Source organism: Xanthomonas sp. NCPPB 1826, from assembly GCF_056725285.1.
On record NZ_CM161521.1, the window covers coordinates 3321580 to 3343273 of the forward strand.

Annotated in this window: 20 protein-coding genes and 1 other RNA gene; 8 read left to right on the top strand and 13 right to left on the bottom strand. The window is 67.1% G+C overall.

What is annotated here, in order from left to right:
* Positions 1 to 15: 15 nt before the first annotated feature.
* Positions 16 to 834, bottom strand: coding sequence for a MipA/OmpV family protein (locus AC1PLA_RS14045; protein ID WP_311547858.1), 819 nt, complete (start codon positions 832 to 834; stop codon positions 16 to 18).
* Positions 835 to 870: 36 nt separating this feature from the next.
* On the bottom strand, positions 871 to 2325 hold the full coding sequence (locus tag AC1PLA_RS14050) for an efflux transporter outer membrane subunit (protein WP_481104777.1): 1455 nt from the start codon (positions 2323 to 2325) through the stop codon (positions 871 to 873).
* 106 nt (positions 2326 to 2431) lie between these two features.
* Here AC1PLA_RS14050 and AC1PLA_RS14055 point away from each other — a divergent pair, with 106 nt between their 5' ends.
* Both AC1PLA_RS14055 and AC1PLA_RS14060 read left to right on the top strand, forming a co-directional pair.
* Complete coding sequence (locus AC1PLA_RS14055; RefSeq protein WP_481104778.1) at positions 2432 to 3121, top strand: response regulator; 690 nt, start codon at positions 2432 to 2434, stop codon at positions 3119 to 3121.
* Complete coding sequence (locus AC1PLA_RS14060; protein ID WP_481104779.1) at positions 3118 to 4311, top strand: sensor histidine kinase; 1194 nt, start codon at positions 3118 to 3120, stop codon at positions 4309 to 4311. The genes AC1PLA_RS14055 and AC1PLA_RS14060 overlap by 4 nt, the downstream gene beginning before the upstream one ends.
* Positions 4312 to 4373: 62 nt before the next feature.
* Here the strand turns inward: AC1PLA_RS14060 and AC1PLA_RS14065 are convergent, their stop codons facing one another.
* The 3 genes from AC1PLA_RS14065 to rraA form a co-directional block, all read right to left on the bottom strand.
* A complete protein-coding gene (locus AC1PLA_RS14065) occupies positions 4374 to 5639 on the bottom strand; it encodes a cation:proton antiporter (RefSeq protein WP_481104780.1) in 1266 nt (421 codons plus the stop codon).
* A 327-nt stretch (positions 5640 to 5966) separates the two neighbouring features.
* Positions 5967 to 7562: a serine hydrolase gene (locus AC1PLA_RS14070; RefSeq protein WP_481104781.1), complete on the bottom strand. Its 1596-nt coding sequence runs from the start codon at positions 7560 to 7562 to the stop codon at positions 5967 to 5969.
* Positions 7563 to 7584: 22 nt separating this feature from the next.
* Positions 7585 to 8085 (bottom strand): ribonuclease E activity regulator RraA, encoded by a 501-nt coding sequence (rraA, locus tag AC1PLA_RS14075; RefSeq protein WP_024939752.1) that lies wholly within the window; start codon positions 8083 to 8085, stop codon positions 7585 to 7587.
* A gap of 278 nt (positions 8086 to 8363) precedes the next feature.
* Here rraA and AC1PLA_RS14080 point away from each other — a divergent pair, with 278 nt between their 5' ends.
* Both AC1PLA_RS14080 and AC1PLA_RS14085 read left to right on the top strand, forming a co-directional pair.
* Positions 8364 to 9197 (top strand): DUF72 domain-containing protein, encoded by an 834-nt coding sequence (locus AC1PLA_RS14080; protein WP_481104782.1) that lies wholly within the window; start codon positions 8364 to 8366, stop codon positions 9195 to 9197.
* A 37-nt stretch (positions 9198 to 9234) separates the two neighbouring features.
* On the top strand, positions 9235 to 10182 hold the full coding sequence (locus AC1PLA_RS14085; RefSeq protein ID WP_104594426.1) for a DMT family transporter: 948 nt from the start codon (positions 9235 to 9237) through the stop codon (positions 10180 to 10182).
* Between the two features lie 85 nt (positions 10183 to 10267).
* On the opposite strand, the gene AC1PLA_RS14090 is transcribed toward AC1PLA_RS14085, so the two are convergent.
* The 4 genes from AC1PLA_RS14090 to AC1PLA_RS14105 all read right to left on the bottom strand — a co-directional run bounded on the left by AC1PLA_RS14090 (position 10268) and on the right by AC1PLA_RS14105 (position 16850).
* On the bottom strand, positions 10268 to 11392 hold the full coding sequence (locus AC1PLA_RS14090; protein WP_425512696.1) for a GGDEF domain-containing protein: 1125 nt from the start codon (positions 11390 to 11392) through the stop codon (positions 10268 to 10270).
* A 74-nt stretch (positions 11393 to 11466) separates the two neighbouring features.
* Positions 11467 to 12189, bottom strand: coding sequence for a pseudouridine synthase (locus AC1PLA_RS14095; protein ID WP_016903964.1), 723 nt, complete (start codon positions 12187 to 12189; stop codon positions 11467 to 11469).
* Between the two features lie 48 nt (positions 12190 to 12237).
* On the bottom strand, positions 12238 to 14643 hold the full coding sequence (locus tag AC1PLA_RS14100) for a putative bifunctional diguanylate cyclase/phosphodiesterase (RefSeq protein WP_481104783.1): 2406 nt from the start codon (positions 14641 to 14643) through the stop codon (positions 12238 to 12240).
* A 272-nt stretch (positions 14644 to 14915) separates the two neighbouring features.
* A complete protein-coding gene (locus AC1PLA_RS14105) occupies positions 14916 to 16850 on the bottom strand; it encodes a DEAD/DEAH box helicase (RefSeq protein WP_228607718.1) in 1935 nt (644 codons plus the stop codon).
* Between the two features lie 172 nt (positions 16851 to 17022).
* Here AC1PLA_RS14105 and AC1PLA_RS14110 point away from each other — a divergent pair, with 172 nt between their 5' ends.
* The 4 genes from AC1PLA_RS14110 (at position 17023) to AC1PLA_RS14125 (ending at position 18917) form a co-directional block, all read left to right on the top strand.
* Positions 17023 to 17523, top strand: coding sequence for an RNA polymerase sigma factor (locus tag AC1PLA_RS14110; RefSeq protein ID WP_481104784.1), 501 nt, complete (start codon positions 17023 to 17025; stop codon positions 17521 to 17523).
* A 27-nt stretch (positions 17524 to 17550) separates the two neighbouring features.
* Positions 17551 to 18198, top strand: a complete 648-nt coding sequence (locus AC1PLA_RS14115; RefSeq protein ID WP_481104785.1) for a hypothetical protein — start codon at positions 17551 to 17553, stop codon at positions 18196 to 18198.
* 159 nt (positions 18199 to 18357) lie between these two features.
* Positions 18358 to 18600, top strand: coding sequence for an RNA-binding S4 domain-containing protein (locus tag AC1PLA_RS14120; RefSeq protein ID WP_024939760.1), 243 nt, complete (start codon positions 18358 to 18360; stop codon positions 18598 to 18600).
* Complete coding sequence (locus tag AC1PLA_RS14125) at positions 18597 to 18917, top strand: hypothetical protein (RefSeq protein WP_481104786.1); 321 nt, start codon at positions 18597 to 18599, stop codon at positions 18915 to 18917. The genes AC1PLA_RS14120 and AC1PLA_RS14125 overlap by 4 nt, the downstream gene beginning before the upstream one ends.
* Positions 18918 to 19126: 209 nt before the next feature.
* On the opposite strand, the gene ubiM is transcribed toward AC1PLA_RS14125, so the two are convergent.
* The 4 genes from ubiM to AC1PLA_RS14145 form a co-directional block, all read right to left on the bottom strand.
* On the bottom strand, positions 19127 to 20305 hold the full coding sequence (gene ubiM / locus AC1PLA_RS14130) for a 5-demethoxyubiquinol-8 5-hydroxylase UbiM (RefSeq protein WP_481104787.1): 1179 nt from the start codon (positions 20303 to 20305) through the stop codon (positions 19127 to 19129).
* A gap of 31 nt (positions 20306 to 20336) precedes the next feature.
* A non-coding RNA gene (locus tag AC1PLA_RS14135) (sX9 sRNA) lies at positions 20337 to 20412 on the bottom strand.
* A gap of 202 nt (positions 20413 to 20614) precedes the next feature.
* Positions 20615 to 21016, bottom strand: coding sequence for an MAPEG family protein (locus AC1PLA_RS14140; protein ID WP_039522329.1), 402 nt, complete (start codon positions 21014 to 21016; stop codon positions 20615 to 20617).
* Positions 21017 to 21041: 25 nt separating this feature from the next.
* Positions 21042 to 21551, bottom strand: a complete 510-nt coding sequence (locus AC1PLA_RS14145; protein WP_039522331.1) for a DUF4019 domain-containing protein — start codon at positions 21549 to 21551, stop codon at positions 21042 to 21044.
* Between the last annotated feature and the right edge of the window lie 143 nt (positions 21552 to 21694).

Genomic DNA, 21694 nt, shown 5'->3' on the forward strand with positions numbered 1-21694 from the left:
CCTGCCATGTGCCGCTCAGCGGCTGTAGGTCACTGCAACCGTGCCGCCGACAAAACTGCGGCGTGCAACCAGCGGGCTGTCCGTGGCGTTGTCCGCATAGCGGGTGCCGGTCACGCTCACGGTGGTGGCCCAGTGATCGCCCAGCGCATGCGTCCAGCTGCTGCCCACCGCGGCGGCATACACGCCGGAACCGGTACTGAAGGCCTGCCAGCGCGTCCGCGCCGCCTGCGCGTCGGTGACCCCGAAATAGGCCTGGTTGAAGCGACGATCGCCGGCATGCACATCCAGATCCAGCGTCACCGTGTCGCTGGCGCCATGCAGCAGGGTGAACTCCACGCCGGCGCGATAGCGGTTGCGCCGTGCGTCCTGCTTGAGCGCGAATTCGGCTTCCGCGTTGACGTTCATGTACGGCGTGATCCGCTGCATCACCAGTGTGCGTGCGGTGACCGACCCCGGTACATCGCCCATGCCGGCCAGCACGCGCGAACCCGGACGCCAGTCGCTGTCGCGTTGCAGGCGGCCCAGGTCGTAATACAGCGACTGCGACAGATAGAAGCCGGAATCGCTCTGGAACTGCAGACCCGCGCCACGCGCGGTGTCGAAGAACAGCATGCCGCGCTGGACCACCAGCACCGGGTTGGCCTGCACGCGCGCGCGCTCGGCGCCGGCATACCGCGGTGCCGCAACCGCTGCCGCGCCCACGGTGAGATCGGTGTGGTCGCCCAACAGCCGCGAGCTGCCGGTCAGATCGGTCTGCGCGTGCGCAAGGCATGGCAGCAGCAGGCTGGCAACGAACGGCCAGGCGCGCAGTGTGGTGTCACGAGGCAACTGCATGGAAAACAGGATGGCCATGAAAATCTCCGTCAGCGATCAAGAAAGGGATGGCAGGCAAACGCCATAGAACGCCTGAAACAAGGCAATCCGGCTCAACAGGCGTTGGCGTGCGGTGGTCAGGTAGTCCAGTTGCACCTGCGTGGCGCGCAGGCGCTCGGTCAGCAGCGTGGTGCGATCTTCCAGGCCTGCCTCCACGCGCCTGCTAAGCCGTGTCATGCGCGATTGCTCGCGCTCGGCCTGCGCACGTGCACGCGGTTCGGAGTCGGCCAGGGTGGCGTGCGCGTCGAGCGCATCGGCGACCTCGCGGAAGGCGGACTGGATCGCCTGTTCGTAGGCCGCGACATCGGCGCGCTGGCGCAGCTGCGCCAGGGCAAGATTGGCGCGGTTACGGCCGCCGTCGAACAGCGGCAGGTTCAATTGCGGGCTGAAGCTCCACATACCGTGGCCGGCGGAAAACAGCCCGTTCAAGCCATCGCTGGCGGTGCCCACGCTGCTGCTCAGGGTGATCGATGGAAAGAACGCGGCGCGTGCGGCGCCGATGTCGGCGTTTGCCGCGCGCAGTTCCAGCTCCGCCTGCTGGATGTCCGGGCGTTGCAGCAACAACGAGGAATCCAGCGCACGCCACGCCGTGCTGGGTGTATCTGCGGCAATCATGCGCTGCAGGTCGCCCGGCACCGGCAAGCTGTCGTAGCCAACCAGCAGTTGCAGCGCGCGCAATGCCGCAGCGTGGTCGTCGGCGCCCTGCAAGGCCGCGGCATGGGCCTGATCGGCCTGACGCTGCTGGCCATCGCGCTGGTCGCGCGCGATCAGCCCGATCCGGTACTGCCGCTGTGCGATGGCCAGCAGCGCAGCACTGTCGGCATCGGCTGCTTGCAGCTGCTGCAGCGCCTGGCTGCTTGCGCGTTCGGTGGTGTAGGCGCGCAGCACCTCGGCAACCAGCGCGCCCCGTGCCGCATCGCGCCCATGGGTGCTGGCCAGATAGCGCTGCCGCGCCGCCTCGGACATGGCCTGCAGCTTGCCGAAGAAGTCCAGCTCGAGATTGCCGATGCCGGCGTTGGCAACGACCAGATCCTGCGCGTAGCGCGCGTCCAGGGCCGGATCGTCGAAGCGCTGCCGCACCTGTTGTGCACCCACGCCGATGCTTGGCACGCGCGCGGCGCGCTCGATACGGTACTGCGCCCGTGCCTGCTCCACCTGCAAGGCGGCGCGACGGAAGTCGCTGTTGTGCGCAAGCGCGCGTTGCAGCAACGGCCGCAGATCGCGATCCGGTGCGAACGCCTGCACAAACGCGCGTTCCTTCAGATTCAGCTCGATCCCCACCGACTCGCTCGGTTCCACAGCGGCCACTGCCTGCTGGCTGCCGAAAGTGCCCGGCACGGTCACCGCCGGTCGCTGGTAAGTCGGCGTCAATGAACAGCCGCCCAGCAACATGGCGATTGCCGCATTACGCAGGGCGCGGAAACAACGAGGCGCGGTCATTTGTGGAATCATGATGTCGGAGCACACGAGCCAATCTCGACCGACATCCTCGACCTGCAGCGTCCAGGTTGTTTTCGGGAATTATCCAGATTTGATCGAGACGACAGGGCAACACGCCATGACAGGCAAAAAGGTTCTGCTGGTGGAAGACGATGCAGACAGCGCCAGCATCCTGGACGCCTATCTACGCCGCGACGGCTTCGACGTTGCCATCGCCGGAGACGGCGAGCGGGCGATTCACCTGCATCGTCAGTGGGCGCCGGATTTGGTGCTGCTGGACGTGATGCTGCCCAGGCTCAGCGGTATCGAGGTGCTGTCGGCGATCCGTCGCGCCAGCGATACGCCGGTCATCATGGTCACCGCCATCGGCGACGAGCCGGAGAAGCTGGGCGCACTGCGCTATGGTGCCGACGATTACGTGGTCAAGCCGTACAGCCCCAAGGAAGTGGTGGCACGCGTCCATGCAGTGCTGCGCCGAAGCGTGGCGGTGCGTGCGCCGGGCGAGCCGCTGCGGCATGGCCGCCTGAGTGTGGATCTGGCCGCAGTGGTGGCCACCGTGCAGGACCCGGCCGGGGCTCAGCTGGCACTGGACCTGACCCCGACCGAATTCAACCTGCTCGCCATCCTGCTCAAGACGCCGTTCAAGGCATTCACCCGCGGCGAACTGCTCGACGCCTGCCTGCCCGACAGCGATGCACTGGAACGGGTGGTGGATTCGCACATCCACAACCTGCGCCGCAAGCTGGAGGTGCACGGCATCACCGGCGTGCTGGTCACCGTGCGCGCGGTGGGATACCGCTTCCAATGAATGCCCTGCGGCGCTTCAACGCCTGGCGCCGGCAAGCGCCGCTGTGGATGTGGGTGGGCGTGCGGATGAGCGCACTGGCAGTGGTGACCGTGGTGGTGATCGCCTTTGGCATGTGGTGCTACTTCAACCTGCGCGACAGCCTGATCCTGGGCAAGCTGCCGGCGGCGGCCCGCATCGAAATCGAACAACTGCGCGAACAGCCGGTCGCCAACGAGGCACGTCTGTGGCAACTGCTGCAGCAGTACTACGATGTGGAAAATTTTTTGCCCGGGCTGGCCAACCCTGACTGGTGGATGCTGTGGGCCATGGTCGCCCTCTCCATCCCGGTGATCCTGGTCTGCGGGCTGCTTGCATCGCGTCCGTTGTCGCGGCAATTTTCCCAGGTGGCCAGGGCCGCGCATCAGGTCAGCGATGGCGACTTCGGCGCACGCGCACAGGTGGTGGCAGGCGCACCGGACGAGCTCACGGCGCTGGCCGACGACTTCAACGCCATGAGCGGCAAACTGCAGCAGTACGAACGCGAACTGCGCGAGTCCAGCGCAATGCTGGCGCACGAACTGCGCACCCCGCTCAACGCAGCGATGGGCCGCGTACAAGGCATGCTGGACGAGGTCTTCCCGCACGATCCCGAACAGCTGCGCCTGGTCCATCGCCAGCTGGAACAGATCAACCGGCTGATCGGTGACCTGCATCTGGTGTCGCTGGCGCGTGCCGGCCAGCTGGTGCTGGAGCCAGACAGTTTCGATCTGCATGAGCTGATTGCCGAGCGGGTGGAATGGGCAGGCCCGACAATCCGCGCGTTGCAGACGACGGTCACCGCGCCGGCACCTTCCGGGCTCCGCGTCTGCGCCGACCGCCATCGCCTGGGCCAGGTGTTTTCCATCCTGATCGACAACGCACTGCGCTACGCCGCCGCAGGCAAGGTGCTGGATATCGAGCTGCGCCGCGATGGTGCGCATGTGCTGGTCACGCTCGGCGACCGCGGCCCCGGCGTGGAGCCGGCGCAGCTGCCGCACCTGCTGGACCGCTTCTGGCGCGCGGACAGTTCACGCGCGCGCCATTCCGGTGGCAGCGGCCTGGGCCTGGCAATCGCCTCGGCCATCTGCCAGGCGCACGATGGCCGCTTGATCCTGGGCAATCGCGCCGGCGGCGGGTTGTTGGCCAGCGTGCAACTGCCGTTGTCGCGCTGAGGCGTTCGCGCGGTTACGCCGCCGCGCTTGCGTCGGCCTGGCATGCCAGGCCGCTGCGAGCATCAACGCTGCTGCAGGCTCGGCACCGCAGCGGTCACGTCGGCATGGCGACGCATGATCCAGTTGAACAGCGGCGTGGCCATCAGCGTGGAGAGGATCGCCATCAGCACCAGTACCGAGAACAGACCTTGTTCGATCACGCCGGCCTGCAACCCGATGTTGATGATGATCAGTTCCATCAAACCGCGTGCATTCATCAGCGAGCCGATCGCCATCGCATCGCGGTTGTTCTCGCCGGTGATGCGTGCGGCGGCCCAGCAGGCCAGTCCCTTGCCGATGAACGATGCGGCCAGAATCGCCACGCCGGCCAGCATGATCTGCGGCTGCAGCAACACGCTCAGTTGCGTCTTCAAGCCGGAATAGGTGAAGAACATCGGCAGCAGGAACACCACCACGAACGGCTGCATCATCTCGCGCAATTTTTCGGTCAACGCGCCCCTGGGCAGGCAGACGCCGAGCAGGAAGCCACCGAAGACTGCATGGATGCCGATCGCATCCATCGCCCAGGCGCTGAGGCAGAACAGCATCAGGATGACCGCCAACACGCCATTGCTCAGCGGTTGGTCCTGCACCACGTAACGCTCGAGACGACGCAGCAGATGCCGGCCGACAAAGATCATGAACGCCGCATACGCAACGCCGCCGCCGATGGCCAGATAGGCGCTGCCCCAGCTGCCGCCGAAGCTGGCCAGCACCACGGCAAGAATGCACCACGCCGCCGCATCGTCGAACGCACCTGCAGTGAGTGCGAGCGTGCCCAACGGGCTATTGGTCAGCCCGCGCTCGTGGATGATGCGCGCCAGCATCGGGAAGGCGGTAATCGCAATAGCCGCGCCAAGGAACAGCGAGGCCTCCATCAACTTGGCTTTTTCCGAGAACAAGCCCTCCACGTTGATCAGCCACGGACACATCGCAAAGGCCAATGCGAACGGCACCGCGATCCCGGCCAGCGACACGCTCATCGCGCTGCGATAGCGTGCGCGGAAATGATCGCTGCGGAAGTCGGTGCCGACCAGAAACATGTACAGGCCCACGCCGAACTGGGCCAGCACATACAGCACGTCCAGCGTCTGCTTGGGAAACAGCGCCGCCTGCACATCCGGCAGCAACATGCCGAACAGCGACGGCCCCAACGCCACGCCGGCAATCATCTCGCCGACCACCTGCGGCTGCCCCACCCGCTTGGCCAGCAATCCCACCAGACGACAGATCAGCAGGATCACCGCAGCCTGCAAGAAGAAATACACCGACATCTGCGGAGTGGTCATGCGTTGGGCAACATCCCTGAGAAGTGCGCGGATCATAACGAGCCATGCCGGCCGGCGATAGCCATCGTGCAGCTGGCGCCAAGGCACCGGCGGGCGTCGGCACGCCTGCAGCGGCAGGCCCGATCACGTGACGCCTGCGCGCCGAGCCCGGTTGCCGGCGCGTTCTGTGATCAATGCCTGCTGCAGCCCACATCGCAGCGCAGATGGCACACCAAAGCGCCGCAATCGGTTGGGGATAGCGTGGACGCCAAACCGATACTGCACTGGCCGCCGGCCACTACACGCTCCGTGCAGTGACCGTGACCTGCTTGCAGGACGAGGGATGTGTCACTTGTGCCCCGCTTGCTCCGCTGCCACCGGCGTCAACACCAGGTCCTGGAAATCGAAACTGAAATCGGTCAGCGGCGAGATCGCCTCCATCCGCATCTCGCGCACCGCGCCATCCGGGGTCAGCGCGAAATTGACGAAGGCATCGGCATTCAGGCTGCGATCGTCCCAGCGCACGATGAAGCTATCGTGTTGCCAATGCTCCAGCGTGCCGATCAATTGCGCGGTCTTGGAAAACTGCAGGCGCAGGCGCTTGCCGTCCTGACGGATAACCACATCGCCATACCACGGGTCGCGATAGGTCGCCGCATAGCTGCGCAACGGCAACGACGGTGTGGAGCGCGCAGCGCGTGCGTCCTGATGTTTCTTCCAGCTGGTGTCCGCGTCACCGTCGGCCTTGGCCACCGCCTTGGCATAGGCGGCGGTCCAATCGGTGGCCGGCACCTGCAGGAACGCATCCAGCACCTGCAGGGTCACCGCATTGAAGGCCGCACCGATTTCCTGATTGGTCAGCACCACCACGCCCAACTGTTGCTCGGGCACCAGCGTCAGCCGCGACACCATGCCCGGCCAGCCGCCGGTGTGCCACACCAGCCGATGGCCGCGGTAGTCGCTCAGGCTCCAGCCCTCACCGTAGCCGGCAAAATTGGGGCGTGCTGCCGCCAGCTCCGGCACGGCCGGGTCGGCAATCGCAATCGGCGTGATCATCGACCACATCTCCTGCTGCCGTTTGGCACTGAACAGCGGCGTGCCATCGGGCAGGATGCCGCCGGCCAGTTGCACCTTCATCCACAACGCCATGTCATGCGCGCTGGAATAGATGCCGCCGGCACCGGAGTTGTTGGACCAGGTCAGCGGCGCGACCGTGCGCAATTCGGTGAAGTCGTACTTGGCATGGCCCACGGCCGCGTTGTCGCCCGGCTGCAGATGGTCGGCATTGAAGCGCGTACCGCGCATGCCCACCGGGGCGAAGATGCGTTGCTGCAGAAACGCCGCATAGGTCTGCCCGGAGACCTGCTCGATCACCTTCTGCGCCACCGCGTACAGGATGTTGTCGTAGGCGTAGCGATCGCGGAAACCGCCCTTCAACGGCACCTTGGACAGGCGCTGCACCACTTCGTCGGTGCTGTAGCTGGTGGTCGGCCAGAACAACAGATCGCCCGCGCCCAGGCTCAGGCCGCTGCGGTGCGCGAGCAGATCGCGCACACGCATCTCGCCGCTGACGTACGGGTCGGACATGCGGAACCACGGCAGGTGGTCGATGACCTTGTCGTCGAGCGAGAGCTTGCCCTCGTCAGCCAGGATCGACAGCGATGCGGCAGTGAAGGCCTTGGTGTTGGAGGCGATCGCAAACAGCGTGTCGGCCTGCGCCGGCGCAGGCTTGCCGATCTCGCGCACGCCGTAGCCGCGCTCCAGCACTACCTGCCCATCCTTGACGATGGCCACCGCAATGCCGGGCACATCGAACTGCTTGCGCACGCGTTCCATCTGCGCGTCGAACTGCTGCATGCCGGCGGGAAGCTCGGCCGCCTGCGTCGTCGTCACCAAGCTTGCCAGCATCAGCACGCCTCCACTCAGCCATCGGTTCACGGTCACTGTCGCACGTCCTCTCATTCGCTCAGGTCGATCCGCCGGCACTGTCCAGCGACAGCGGCAGCGGTGCCACCAACACGCCGTTGCCATCGGCATACAGCCAATGGCCCGGCACGAAGGCCACGCCGGCAAAATTCACCGGCACATCCACATCACCCAGATCGCGGCGCTCGGTGCGGCGCGGGCAGGCGCCCAGCGCCAGCACGCCCAGCGGCAGCGTGGCCAGGATCTCCACATCGCGCACGCAGCCATGGATCAACACGCCGGCCCAGCCGTTGGCGACCGCCTGCATCGCGATCTGGTCGCCCAGCAGCGCGTGCTTCAACGAACCCTGCCCGTCCACCACCAGCACACGGCCGTCGCCAGGCGTGGAGGCCAGCTCGCGCACCCGCGAGTTGTCCTCGAAACAGCGCACGGTGACGATCGGCCCGGAGAATGCCGCACGTCCGCCATAGGAGCGGAACAACGGTTCGGCGATGCTCACCTCGGGAAAGCGGTCACACAGATCGGGCGTGGTCCAGGTCATCGCTGCGGTCCGAAAGTGGCGATCTGCGATGGTAGCGGCATGGCCGCGTCCGCGTAAGCGCCGATCACCCAGCCGGCTGGCCGGGCGGTGCCTGCATCGAGTGCACAACGCCTGCATGCGCCCCGCGCCAACGGCCGCGCCTGCCTGGCAGTGCGCGCAAGCGTTTGGGGCCGCGCTGCTTCGCCGCGGAGCCGGCGGGGCTATCATCTGGGCGGCTTGCCACATCTGTGCGTCTGCGAACATGCCAGGCGCGCGCTCACGCCAACGTGGAATCTGTCATGACCGACCTGTTCGCCGCCACCCCGCCCGCGCTCGATGGCATCCACGTCGGTATCGGCGGCTGGGTGTATGCGCCATGGCGGGAGGGGATGTTCTATCCGCAAGGGCTGGTGCAGCGCCGCGAGCTGGAATACGCAAGCCGCCACGTCACCGCCATCGAGATCAACGGCACGTATTACGGGACGCAGAAACCGGCCACCTACGCGAAGTGGCGCGACCAGGTGCCACCCGGGTTCGTCTTCTCGGCCAAGGCACCGCGCCGCATCACCCAGTCGCGCAAACTGGCCGGCACCCAGGCGCAGGTGGACGACTTCATCGGCGGCATTGTCGAGCTCGGCGATACGCTGGGGCCGCTGGTGTGGCAGTTCGAACAAGGGCATCGGCTGCAGGCCGACGACCTGGACGCCTTCCTGTCGTTGCTGCCCAAACGTGCCGGCAAGCGCGTGCTGCGCCATGTGCTGGAAATCCGCGACCACGATGCGGTGGATGCCTCGCTGCTGGCATTGGTGCGCCGGCATGGGGTGGCCACGGTGTTCACCGATTCGGATGAGCATCCGTCCTTTGCCGATCTGTCCACCGACTTTGTCTATGCGCGGCTGATGCGCAGCCAGGCGCGCCTGCATGCCGGCTACCCGGCGCCGGCACTGGCGCGCTGGGCCGAGCGCATCCAGGCCTGGCGGCGCGGCGACGATGTGGCGGACCTGCCGCACGTCGACGCATCGACGCACGCCGCAGCCACGCCGCGCGAGGTGTTCGTGTTTTTCATCAGTGCCGCCAAGGAGCGCAATCCGGCGGCGGCAATGGCGTTGCTGCAGACGTTGGGGGCGCGCTAACAGGGGCGTTACGTCGCGTCTTCGGCGACAATGGCGCATGCCCACGACCGACCTGCGCAAGGCGCAACTGCAAATCCATTTCTGCGTCCTGCTCTGGGGCATCACCGCGATCCTGGGCAAGCTGATCACGCTGCCCGCGTTGCCGTTGGTGTGGTGGCGCATGTTGATCGTGGTGGTGGCGCTGGCGCTGTTGCCGCGGGTGTGGCGCGGACTGCGCGGTCTGTCCGGACGCGTGGTGCTGGGCTATTGCGGCATCGGCGCCTTGGTGGCCCTGCACTGGCTGACCTTCTACGGCGCGATCAAGCTGGCCAATGCCTCGGTGGCGGCGACCTGCATTGCACTGGCGCCGGTGTTCACCGCCGTGATCGAGCCATGGGTGACGCAGCGCCCCTTCCGCCCGCGCGAATTGCTGTTCGGCCTGGCGGTGCTGCCCGGCGTCGCGCTGGTGGTCGGCGGGGTGCCGGATGGCATGCGTGCCGGCGTGGTGGTCGGCGCGATTTCGGCGGTGTTCGTCGGCCTGTTCGGTTCGCTCAACAAGCGCATGGTCGCGCATGCCGACCCGCTCACCGTCACCGCACTTGAGCTTGGCGCCGGCACGCTGACCCTGACCGTGCTGGCGCCGGCCATGCCGTTGTTGCTGCCGTCGCTGCATGGCGACCTGATGATCATCCCCAGCCTGCACGATGGCGTCCTGCTGCTGGTGCTGTCGCTGGCCTGCACCCTGCTGCCGTTTGCGCTGGCATTGGTGGCGCTGCGCCATCTCAGCGCCTACTCGGTGCAGCTGGTGACCAACCTGGAACCGGTTTACGCCATCGTGCTGGCGATCGCCCTGCTCGGCGAGCAACGCGAGCTGACCCTGCAGTTCTATCTCGGCGTGGCGATCATTCTCGGCGCGGTGTTCCTGCATCCGGTGCTGGAACGCCGGCGCAAGATCGTGCACCCGGAGCTGCTCGGCACTGCCGAGGCGAAGAACATCATCGACTGACCGCACGGCGCAACCAACAAACGCCACCGTCGCAGCGGCCCAGGCCGCGACCGGCCTTATCGACGCACCCACGTGCGCACGCCACCTACCCCAACGCCACCACCTGATCGCGCCCGCCACGCTTGGCCGCATACAGGGCCTGGTCGGCGCGCTTGATCACCGCCTCCACGCTTTCTTGCGGATGCAGCGTGGCCACGCCGATACTCACCGTCACCGGCAGCGCGATCGTCATCACCGCCACGCTCTGGCGCAGGTATTCGCACTGCACGCGCGCCTGCAGCAGATCCACGTTGGGCAGCAGCAGCACGAACTCCTCGCCACCATAACGCGCAATGGTGCCGGCACCGGCCACATGCGCGCGCAGCAACGCCGACAGTTCGCGCAGCACGACGTCGCCCTGGTCGTGCCCATGCACGTCGTTGACGGTCTTGAAGTGGTCCACGTCCAGCAACGCCACCGACAACGGCTGGCCTGCCGCACGCGTCTGTTCCATGGCCGCGGCCAAGGCCACTGAAAACGCGCGTCGATTGGGCAAGCCGGTCAGCGGATCGGTGCGGGTCTGCTCGACCAGATCGGCATTCAGCGCGTCCATTTGCGCGTAATAGCCGGCCAGCTGCTGCTCGTACCATTCGCGCTCGTGCAGTTGCTGGCGCAGGCGCTTGCCGGCCAGGCGCAGTTCCAGCAGATGCGCGGCCTGTCGCGACAATGCCTGCAAGGCGGCACGCTGCTCTTCGCGCAGATGCGCCGGGGTCTGGTCGAAGACGCAGAGCGAGCCCAGTGCCATGCCCTCGCTGGTCACCAACGGCGCGCCAGCATAGAAGCGCACCGCAGAGCTGCCGGTCACCATCGGATTGTCGTGGAAGCGCGGGTCGAGCAAGGTATCGTCGACCATCATCACTTCGTCCGGGCGCAGGATCGCATGCGCGCAGAACGAGATGTCGCGCGATGCTTCGCTGCGCGGCGCGCCATGCGCGGACTTGAACCATTGCCGCTGTTCGTCGACCAGCACCACGGCCGCCATCTGCGTCTCGCACAGTGTGGACGCAATCATGGTGAGGTCGTCGAAGGCACGCTCGGGCGGCGAGTCCAGCACCTCGTACTGACGCAGCGCTGCAAGCCGCTCGGCTTCGTTGTCCGGCAATGTCGGTTTGATCACTCTGCCCGCTCCCCAGCTGGCTGTCGGCGGCGGAAGTATGACCGAGCCGGTCATGCGCGGCCATCGGGTTGCGCCTGCGCAGCCGATGCACCGCGCTGTTGCGGTTCAGTTCAACGCGCGAGAAAAGCTCACCAGTCGGTGCGTTGCGGCAGCAGTCCGCGCAATTCTGCATCGCTGAGATTGCGCCACTGCCCGGGCTTGAGCGCGGCCAATTTGATGTTGTCGATGCGCACCCGGCGCAGCTGGGTTACGCGGTAACCGAATTCGGCGGACATCAGGCGGATCTGCCGGTTCAAGCCCTGCTCCAGCACGATGCGGAAGCCGAACTTGGCGATGCGCGCTGTGCGGCACGGCAACGTGGTCTCGTTGTGGATGCGCACGCCGCGCGCCATGCCGCGCAGGAATTCGTCGGTGACCGGCTTGTTGACCGCCACCAGATATTCCTTCTGGTGGCGATTTTCCGCGCGCAGGATCTCGTTGACGATGTTGCCGTTGCTGGTCATCAGGATCAGCCCCTCGGACTCCTTGTCGAGCCGGCCGACCGGGAAGATGCGCTGCTCGTGGCCGACGAATTCGACGATGTTGCCCTTGACCGAACTCTCGGTGGTGCAGGTGATGCCCACCGGCTTGTTGAGCGCGATGTAGACATGCTTGCGGCCACCGGGCTTGCTGGCGGCGCGCGTGCGCAGCGGCTGGCCGTCCACCAGTACGGTGTCGTCCTCGCCCACCACCGCACCGGTGCCGGCAGCAACGCCATTGACGGTGACCCGGCGTTCGCCGATCAGGCGATCGGCCTCGCGGCGGGAGCAGAAGCCGGTTTCGGCGATGTATTTGTTGAGTCGGGTCGTCATCGGCCGATTATCGGCGATTTGGAGCGGCGCGCGTGCACCAATCTGCGATCAGGACAGCGCCAACAGCGGTTGCCCGGCATGCAGCAGCTCGTCCAGCGGGCATGGGCGATGCAGGCTGAAACCCTGCACCTGGCCGACACCGGCCTCGCGCAGGCCGGGAATGTCCGCCTCCGACTCCACGCCCTCGGCCACCACTTCGATCCCCAGCGCCAGGCCCACCTGCGCGATCGAGTGCACTGCCGCGCGGTCCACCGCGTCGTGCGCGTAGTTGCGCACGAAGCCGCAATCGATCTTGAGGACATCCACGGTGAACTGCTTGAGATAGCCGAACGAGGCCAGGCCGTTGCCGAAATCGTCCAGCGCCACATGGCAGCCGCGCGCGCGCACGCTCTGCACGAAGCGCTGCGCATGTTCCAGATCGCCGATGACGGCGGTCTCGGTGATCTCCATGCACAGCTTGGGCACCAGGCTCGGGTAGCGCTCGAACAAGGACCACACGAAATCGAGAAAATCCGGCTGCGCGATCGACTGTGCGGACAGATTGACGTGGCACAGGTCCAGCGTGGCCACATGCATCGGATTGGCCGCCAGCTGCGCGCACAGCGTTTCCAGCACATGCACATCGACCATGCGCCCCAGCCCGTAGCGCTCCACCGCGGGCAGGAATTCGCCCGGACTCAGCACCCGCCCGTCGCGCGCGCGCATGCGCACCAGCACCTCGTACTGCAGGCGTTCCGGATCGCTCAACACCTGGATCTTCTGTGCATACAGCAGCAGCCGGTCCTCGGCGATCGCCTGCTGCACCGCGCTGATCCAGCCACCGTCGTGGCGCCGCCGCGCCAGCGCCAGATCGTTTTCGCCGAAGCAGCGAATGCGGTTGCGGCCCTCTTCCTTGGCCGCATGGCAGGCCAGATCGGCGGCGGTCATCAAGGCATTGACGTCGCTGGCGCCCTGGCGGATTTCCACCACGCCGAAGCTGCAGCTCGGCGTCAGCGGCCGTCCGCCCTGATGGCTCCACGGCTGACCCAGCACCGCATGCATGCGCTCCAGCAAGGTCTGCGCCTGCGCCAGATCGGTATTGGCCAGCAGGATCGCGAACTCGTCGCCGCCCAGCCGCCCCAGCCAGTCGCCGGGGCGCAACTGCATGGTGATCACGTCGGCGAAGTGGCACAGGAACTTGTCGCCCACCGCATGCCCAAAGGTGTCGTTGACCAGCTTGAAGTGATCCAGGTCGACGAAGCACAGCGCATGGCAGAGCTGCGGCGATTGCGGCGGCTCGATCAGGCGCAGCAGCCGGCGTTCGATCTCGCGGCGGTTGATCAGGCCGGTCAAGGCATCGTGGCGCGCATGGAAGGCGACTTCATCGGCCAGCTCGTGCGCATGCGAGACGTCTTCGATCACCGCCAGCACCAGGGTCGGCTCCTCCGGGCCAGGCTCCACCAGCGACGCGCTCCAGCGCCCCCACATCACCCCGCCGTCGGCGCGCAGCAAGCGCCGCTCGCCGGACTGCAGCAGTGTCGGCCAGTCGATCAGGCCGCGGCTGTCCAGCGCGATGTGGTCCGGATGCAGCACCTCGGCCAGCGTGCAGGCCTGCAGCTCCTCCGGCCGGTAGCGCAGGATGTTGGCCATCGCGGCATTGGCATCGAGCACGCGGCCGCGCAGGTCGAACTTGACCATGCCCAGCGCCGCCTGCTGAAACGCGGTGCGGAAGCGGCCTTCGTGCGAGAGCAGATAATTGCGGATGCGGCGCATCGCCAGCACGCAGGTGATCAGCACCAGCAACAGGGTCGCCAGGCTGCAGACCACCATCACATCGTGCAGCAGCCGCGCACAGCGGACCAGCAGCGCCTGGAACTGCGCGGTATCGCCGCGCATGCGGCCGTCGAGCAAGTGCAGCTCGTCGCGCAGGGCCTGCAGCGCGCGCGGATCCGGGCGGCTGGCGGCCTGCACGGAGGCGGCCCGGTCAGCCAGGGCGCTCAGCTGCAGCAGGTCGGCGTCGGTGTGTTTCCACATCGTGATGGCATCGCCCAGATACGGAAAGACATGGCCGTAGCGATACAGCCGCACCATTTGTGGCATGTCCTCACGGGCATTGCGGCCGGCGGCCAGCCCGGCATGGACCGCAGCCCAGTCGATCACCGGCTGCTCGACTGCCTCGCGTGCTGCGCGGTCGCCGAGCGGCACTTCCAGCGCCCGGCAGGCGGCCTGCAGGTCGGCCGGATCGCCGCTGCCCAGATAGCGCTCCAGCCAGTACACCGACTCCTGCTGGGCATTGGACCAGTGGCTCTGGCCGACGATCCAGGCCATTGCCCCGGACTGGATCTCGATCACCAGCGCCGAGAGCACCGCCATGCTGACGGCCATGCCGATCAACAAGGCCAAGGGAAGCGTCAGCCAGCCGCGCATCAGGTGCATGGTCCGCCCACCGCTCTTGCCGCCCGCCATCTGCGCCATTGTCATCCTCGCCCCCACTGCCGCTGCCCAATGCGATTCAGGCGCCCAGTGGGCGCCTGAAGGCAGTAGCGGCCGCAACGGCGCAGTCTGTATGGCTGCGCCCGCCCGGCCACGGTCGGCGCGGAACTTAGCATGGCTAACAGGGTGCCGCCGGTAATCTCCGCGGTATCGGCGCAGGACGCCAGCACACCGATATGCATCAACCAACATAGCGACTGCGGCGACCAGCCGGGCGGGCCGGGCAGCCGCAGCCGCCGCGTTGTCAGCGGTGCTTACTCGCCGCGGGGCTTGGGCGGGCCCTTGCGATGCGGCGCGCCGGCGCGGTCCATCGGACGGTTCGGGCCATTCGGGCGACCGGACGGCTTGCCGCCGCGCGGGAAGCGCGGCTTGGACGGCGACGCGGCCGCCTCGCCTTCTTCCAGCTTGCGCATGTTGAGCTGCTGGCCGGACACCCAAACCTTCTTCAGGTGCGTCAGCAGTTCGCGCGGCATGTCGGCCGGCAGGTCCAGGATCGAATAGTCGTCCTGGATGTCGATACGGCCGATGTAGCGGCTTTCCAGGCCGGCCTCGTTGGCGATCGCGCCGACGATGTTGGCCGGCTTCACGCCGTGGGTGTGGCCCACTTCGATGCGGTAGCTCTCCATGCCGAACTCCGGCTCGCCACGCGGCGCAACCGGATCGCGACGCGGACGCTCGGCGCCCGCACCATCGCTGGCGAACGCCGGACGTTCCGCACGCGGCGGGCGTGCCGCGCGCTCGCCATCGGCACGCGGACCACGCTCGAACTTCGGCTCGAAGCGCGGACGCTCGCCGCGATCACTGCGGTCGCCGCGGTCGTTGCGCTCGCGCGGTGCGAATTCCTCGCGCGCGCCACGCACCGGCGGGGTCAGCAGGAACGGCGCATCGCCTTGCAGCAACTTGGCCATCGCCGCGGCGATATCGATCGCCGGCACGTTGTTTTCGCTCTCGTAGCGCTGCAGCAGATCGCGATACATGTCGATCTGGCCACCGGCCAGGGTCTCGGTGATGCGGGTCATGAAACGTGCCACGCGGGTGTCGTTGACCGCATCCACGCTCGGCAGCTGCATTTCTTCGATCGGCTGGCGGGTGGCGCGCTCGATCGCGCGCAGCATGCCCTTCTCGCGCGGGGTGACGAACAGGATCGCGTCGCCGTTGCGGCCGGCACGGCCGGTACGGCCGATGCGGTGCACGTAGCTTTCGGTGTCGTACGGGATGTCGTAGTTCAGCACATGGCTGACGCGCTCCACGTCCAGGCCGCGCGCGGCCACGTCGGTGGCGACCAGGATGTCGAGCTTGCCGTCCTTGAGCTGGGCAATGGTCTTCTCGCGGGCGGCCTGCTGCATGTCGCCGTTGATGGCCGCCGCGGCCATGCCGCGTGCCTGCAGCTTCTGCGCCAGCTCTTCGGTGGCAGCCTTGGTGCGCGCGAAGATGATCATGCCGTCGAACGGCTCGACCTCCAGGATGCGGGTCAGCGCGTCCAGCTTGTGCAGGCCGCTCACCCACCAGTAGCGCTGGCGGATATTGGCCGAGGTGGTGGTCTTGGCCGCGATGGTGACTTCGGCCGGGTCCTTCAGATAGGTCTGCGCGATGCGGCGGATCGCCGGCGGCATGGTCGCCGAGAACAGCGCCACCTGGCGCTTCTCCGGCAACTTCTTCAGCACCGCTTCGACGTCGTCGATGAAGCCCATGCGCAGCATTTCGTCGGCTTCGTCCAGCACCAGCGTCTTGAGCTGGGACAGGTCCAGCGTGCCGCGGTCCAGGTGATCGATCACGCGGCCAGGGGTGCCGACCACCACATGCACGCCGCGCTTGAGCGCGCTCAGCTGCTGCGCGTAGGGCTGGCCGCCGTAGACCGGCAGCACGCGGAAGCCGGGAATGGCTTCGGCATATTTCTGGAACGCCTCGGCAACCTGGATGGCCAGCTCGCGGGTTGGGGCCAGCACCAGCGCCTGCGGCTTGAGCTGGTTGAGGTCGGCATTGGACAGCACCGGCAGCGCGAACGCGGCGGTCTTGCCGGTGCCGGTCTGCGCCTGGCCGAGCACGTCGCGGCCGGCCAGCAGCGCGGGGATGGTGGCAGCCTGGATCGGCGACGGCGACTCGTAGCCGACGGCGGCAACCGCCTTCATCACAGCGTCTGAGAGGCCGAGGTCTGCAAACAGCAGCGGCGCGGGAGATTCTTGGGTCATTGGGTAACTCCGGAGGCGCCGCACGGAGCCGGCAGGCGCAAAGCAGCATAGTGTGCGCCCTCAGGCCCCCTGCTGTCGAAATTTCCGTGACAGTCCGTTCAGCTTGTGAGGATTCGCCCGCTGCGGCGAATCATCTCCTCGACCCTCGTCATCCACCCACCCGGCCGGAGCCATGTCCCTGGAAACAGACCTGCACACCCGCTTCAACGCCTTGCTGCAGCAGCACCGCGGCATCGTCCTGAAGGTCGCGGCCAGCTATTGCTGGAACCCGGACGACCGCGCCGAGCTGGCGCAAGACATCACTGTGCAGTTATGGCGCGCATTCCCCGGCTACGACGCCGGCCGGCGCTTTTCCACCTGGATGTATCGCATTGCCTTGAACGTGGCGATCAGCGATCTGCGCGGCCGCAGCCGCGCGCCGCAGGACCCGCTCCCGCTGGAGGCGGTGGCCGACAGCATCGCCGACCCGCTGGCGCGCGACCTGGCACACGCGCAACAGGTCGCCGCACTCCACGGCTTCATCGCCCAGCTGCCGCCGCTGGAACGCGCCTTGATGCTGCTGTACCTGGACGCGCACAGCTACCGCGAGATCGGCGAGGTGCTCGGCATCAGCGAAACCAATGTCGCCACGAAACTCAGCCGCCTCAAGGCGCGCATCCGCGCCGAACTCTGACCACCCACTTCACCCAAGGAACATTCGATGGAACTCGACGACATGCAGCGCGCCTGGCACGCGATGGAACACCGCCTGGATCAGCACGGCACGCAGATCGGCCACATCGTCGGCCAGGTGCGTGGCCACGCGGCGCGCACCAGCCTGCGCCCGCTGTGGCTGAGCCAATCCGTGCAATTGCTGTGCGCCGTGGCGCTGCACATCGTGATCGCGCGCAGCTGGCTTGCCCACACCGATCAGGCTGCAGCCATCATCGGCGGCGTGCTGCTGCAGCTGTGGAGCATTGCACTGGCGATCTCCGCACTACGGCAGCTGCAGCTGCTGGCGCAACTGGACTTTGCCGGACCGCTGCTGCCGACGCAGCGCGCGCTCGCGCAGCTGCGGCGCTGGCGCACGCGGGTGGCCCCGTGGCTGGGCGTGGCGTTCTGGGTGCTGTGGGTGGCCGTGGCCGACGCCGGCTGGCGCGGGCTGACCGGCCTGACCCTGCCGCACGACTGGCTGCTGCTCAATCTGTTGGTGGGCGTGCTCGGCGGCATCGGCACCTGGCTCGGCTATCGACGGCTGCAGCGCAAACGCCATCCCTGGCTGGAGCGCATCGACAACGCGCATGTCGGGCCCGGCGTCGTGCGCGCCGAAAGCATGCTGGACGAGATTGCACGTTTTCGACGCGAATAAGCGTGCCGCGCCGCACCGCGCCTCCGGCGTCGTGCACGCCGCTGGCGTGCCGGCGTCGCGCTGCCGTCACGACTCCACCTGCCGGCGCCGCGTTCGGCACAGTGGTGTTGCCGGCTGCGACAGGCGGATAATCGCCGTCTTCCTGTCACCGAGCGCATCATGCAATTTCTGGAATTCGACCTGGACGGCGAGTACATCGAACTCAACCAGTTGCTCAAGCTGGCGGGTATTGCCGACAGCGGTGGGCAGGGCAAGGCGATCGTCGCCAGCGGCGCGGTCAGCGTCGATGGCGTGCAGGAACTGCGCAAGACCGCCAAGATCCGCCCCGGCCAGTGCGTGCAACTGGACGATGTGGAGATCCGCGTGCTGGCGCTGGACCCCGATGCGGAGCCGGCAGAATGAGCGTGGTGCAGGTCAGCTGGCGCAACAACGCGCCCTCGGCTGAAGACCCGGACCACGATGTCTATATTTTCTCGATCGACGTCGATTCACCCACGCCGTTCTGGTTCGAGCAGTCGATCCGTGGCGGTCACGCCGAGCGCGGCGGTTGCAGCATGCTGGCCTTGCACGAGCTGGAAGCCTGGCCCGGCGGCTGGCGCACAGACGTGACCAAGGCCGGCTGCGCCTGGGTGATTCCACTGCTGGAAGACGCCTTGCGCAGCGGCGATGCGCGCACCGCGATCGATGCGATTCTTGCGCGGGTCAACACGCCGACCTGATGGCTGCTGCCCGACTGCGGCGCGCGTGACGAAAGCCGACCTCATGCAAATCCGGCCTGATCGAGCCCATCCGATTGCCGCAAGAGCACCTGCGAGCGAGCGGATGACCGCATTGCCCCCGCGCGTCGAACACCGTTGCAGGCCACTGCGCGTGAGGACCACAACGCAGCGCTGCACGCACTGCGTCTCCCCGCCCCCACTTCGATACGTCAAACGCTGCGTTGGGTCAGATGCGCTGCGATCGCCTGCTTGAACGGCGCCACCGCATGCGCCGCACGCAAGGCACCACGTCGCAGCAGGCGGGCCGGCGCACGGTCGTCGGTATACAGCGCGGCCAGCGCGTTGGTCGCTTCATACAGTGGGCGCGTCGCCAGCCGGTGCGCCCGCTCATAGCCCTGCAGCAGGGCCGCAGCCCCGATATCGCGCCCAGCGGCGGCAGCAGCGCAGACACGCTCGGCCAGGCGTGCCTGGCCCTGCAATCCGAAATTGAAACCGTGCGCGGTGACCGGGTGCATGCCCACCGCCGCATCGCCGATCAGCGCGGCACGCTCGGCGATAAAGCGTTGCGCATACGCCGCCACCAGCGGATACGCATGCCGGCTGCCGTCCTGCTGCATCGGCCCGAGCCGATGCTCGAACGCCTCGGTCACCGCCGCACTGAAGTCCACCGCCTCCATCGCCAGCAAGGCCTCCACCTGTCGCGGCGGCAGGGTCAGCACCGCACCGGCGCGATTGCCCTGCAGCGGCAACAACGCCAGCGTCTTGCCGTAGCCGAACCACTCCCACGCGGCATGCCGGTGCGGCAGCGCATGCCGCATCCGGCACACCAGCATGGTCTTGCCGAAATCACGCAGCTGCGCACCGATGCCGAGCAGGCGCCGGGTGCTGGAAAAGCGACTGTCGGCCGCCACCAGCAGGCGCGCCGACACCGTTTCCCCATCGGATAACTGCAGCACCACGCGGTCGCGCTGCTGCTGCACGGCCTGCAGCGTGCAGGCACAGCGGATCTCCAACGCAGCTTGTGCCTGCAGCGCCCGCCAGGCCGCGCGACGGATCAGATGATTGGGCACCAGCCAGCCCAGATCGCCGGCACCACGCGCGGAGGCGGCGAAGGTCAGCGCGAAATGCGAATGCCCGTCCATGACGCGGGCGTCGCGCAGCGGCGAGATCGCATCGGCGGGAAACTGCGGCCAGATGCCCAGTTGCTCCAGCAGTGCACGCGAGGCATGGGTCAGCGCGATTTCGCGTCCGTCGAAGGCCGGCTCGGCCAGCTGCGCGCGTGGCTGCTGGTCGACCACCAGCATCGACAGGCCACTGCCGGCCAACGACCGCGCAAAACTCAGGCCGACCGGCCCGGCACCAATGACTGCGACATCCACCGATTGCATGCCACGCTCCTTCACCACCGAGACCCAGAGGAGCTAACAAGACCTCGCGTGCAGTGGTCCGCTGGATGCGGTCGGCGCAGAGCAACCGGCATGTCCGCGTGGCACCTGCCGCATCGAGCACGCACGCCTGGCCGTGAGCGCAGCCGTCTTGGTAGCGGCTTTCAGTTTAACGGCAGTGGTGCTCGCCGGCGTTGATCAGGATCAAGCAGTGACCGGAACAGGCGACCTACCGCAGTCGCAGGCGCGCGATCTGTCGCTGCGTTTTCTCAGCCACTAACCACAGGCTGCGCGCACGCAGCCCGGCCTGCGTCACCAGCCCAGCAACGCCCGCACCAGCTTAACGATGCCCCAGAACGACACCACCCAGATTGCGCTGCGCAGATAGGGAATGCCTGCCGCATACGCCGGCACGTAAGCCACGCGCGCCCACAGGTACAGCTGCACACCCAGTGCGGTATCTGCATTGGTACGGCCGGCAACGCTCACCGCCAGTACCGCAGCAGCGAAGATCGGGAACGTCTCCTGATAATTGCGGAAGGCGCGATCCAGCCGCGCCGCGACGCCGGTCAAGGGCTTGGCGTCGCCATCGCGGGCGCTGGCATTCCACTTGGTCCCGCGCTGGGCGGTCATGCTGGCCGAGGCGGCCAGCAGTTGCACCAGACCAAGCACCATGGCCCAGCCCAGCATCTGTAGTTCGATGGTCAGTTCCACGCGGGTCTCCCGATGAGCTGCAAGATCACTTGATCGACGCGCGCAGGCTGTAGCCGGCAAGCCGCCAGGTCTTGTCCTCGTCCAGGCGGAACGACACCAGCTCGCGCACCGGCTGCTGGGCCTTGGCAAACCGGGTCGGGAAGCTGACGTTGACGTACAGGCCTTCGGGCACCTGCGCGCCGGCGGCGTATTTGACCCGTGTCACCGAGCCCTGCCCGCGTCCGACCACTGCCCCCAGGCGTGCACGTTCGGCACCGATCTGGCTCACGAAGACATCGCGCTTGACCGCGGTCTTGGCGACGCTGGAGGCGCCATCCCATAGCGAGGCCACCTGGTTGGCATCGACCATCTGCGCCACCCGCAATGCCGCCTGGGTCATCTCGGTGTTCTGTTTGGTCAGCTGCGCCTGCTGCGCCGGGCTGGCCGCGGGCGCCGCCTGGGGAGCGGCGGCCGGACGTGCAGCGGTCTGCGGCTGTTGTGCCAGAACCAGCGAGGGAGCCAACAGCAGTGCGGCAAGCAGACGAGGACGGAACATGGGGCAGATGACCTTGTGCGTAGCAAACGGATGGGAACCGCCGCAGGGTTCGCGGCGGGTGCGGCAGTTTAAGACCTGCGCTGCATGGTGAGGTGAGTGTGCAAGCGACGCGCGAGCCGGGTGCCGGGAACGCACGCCTTGAC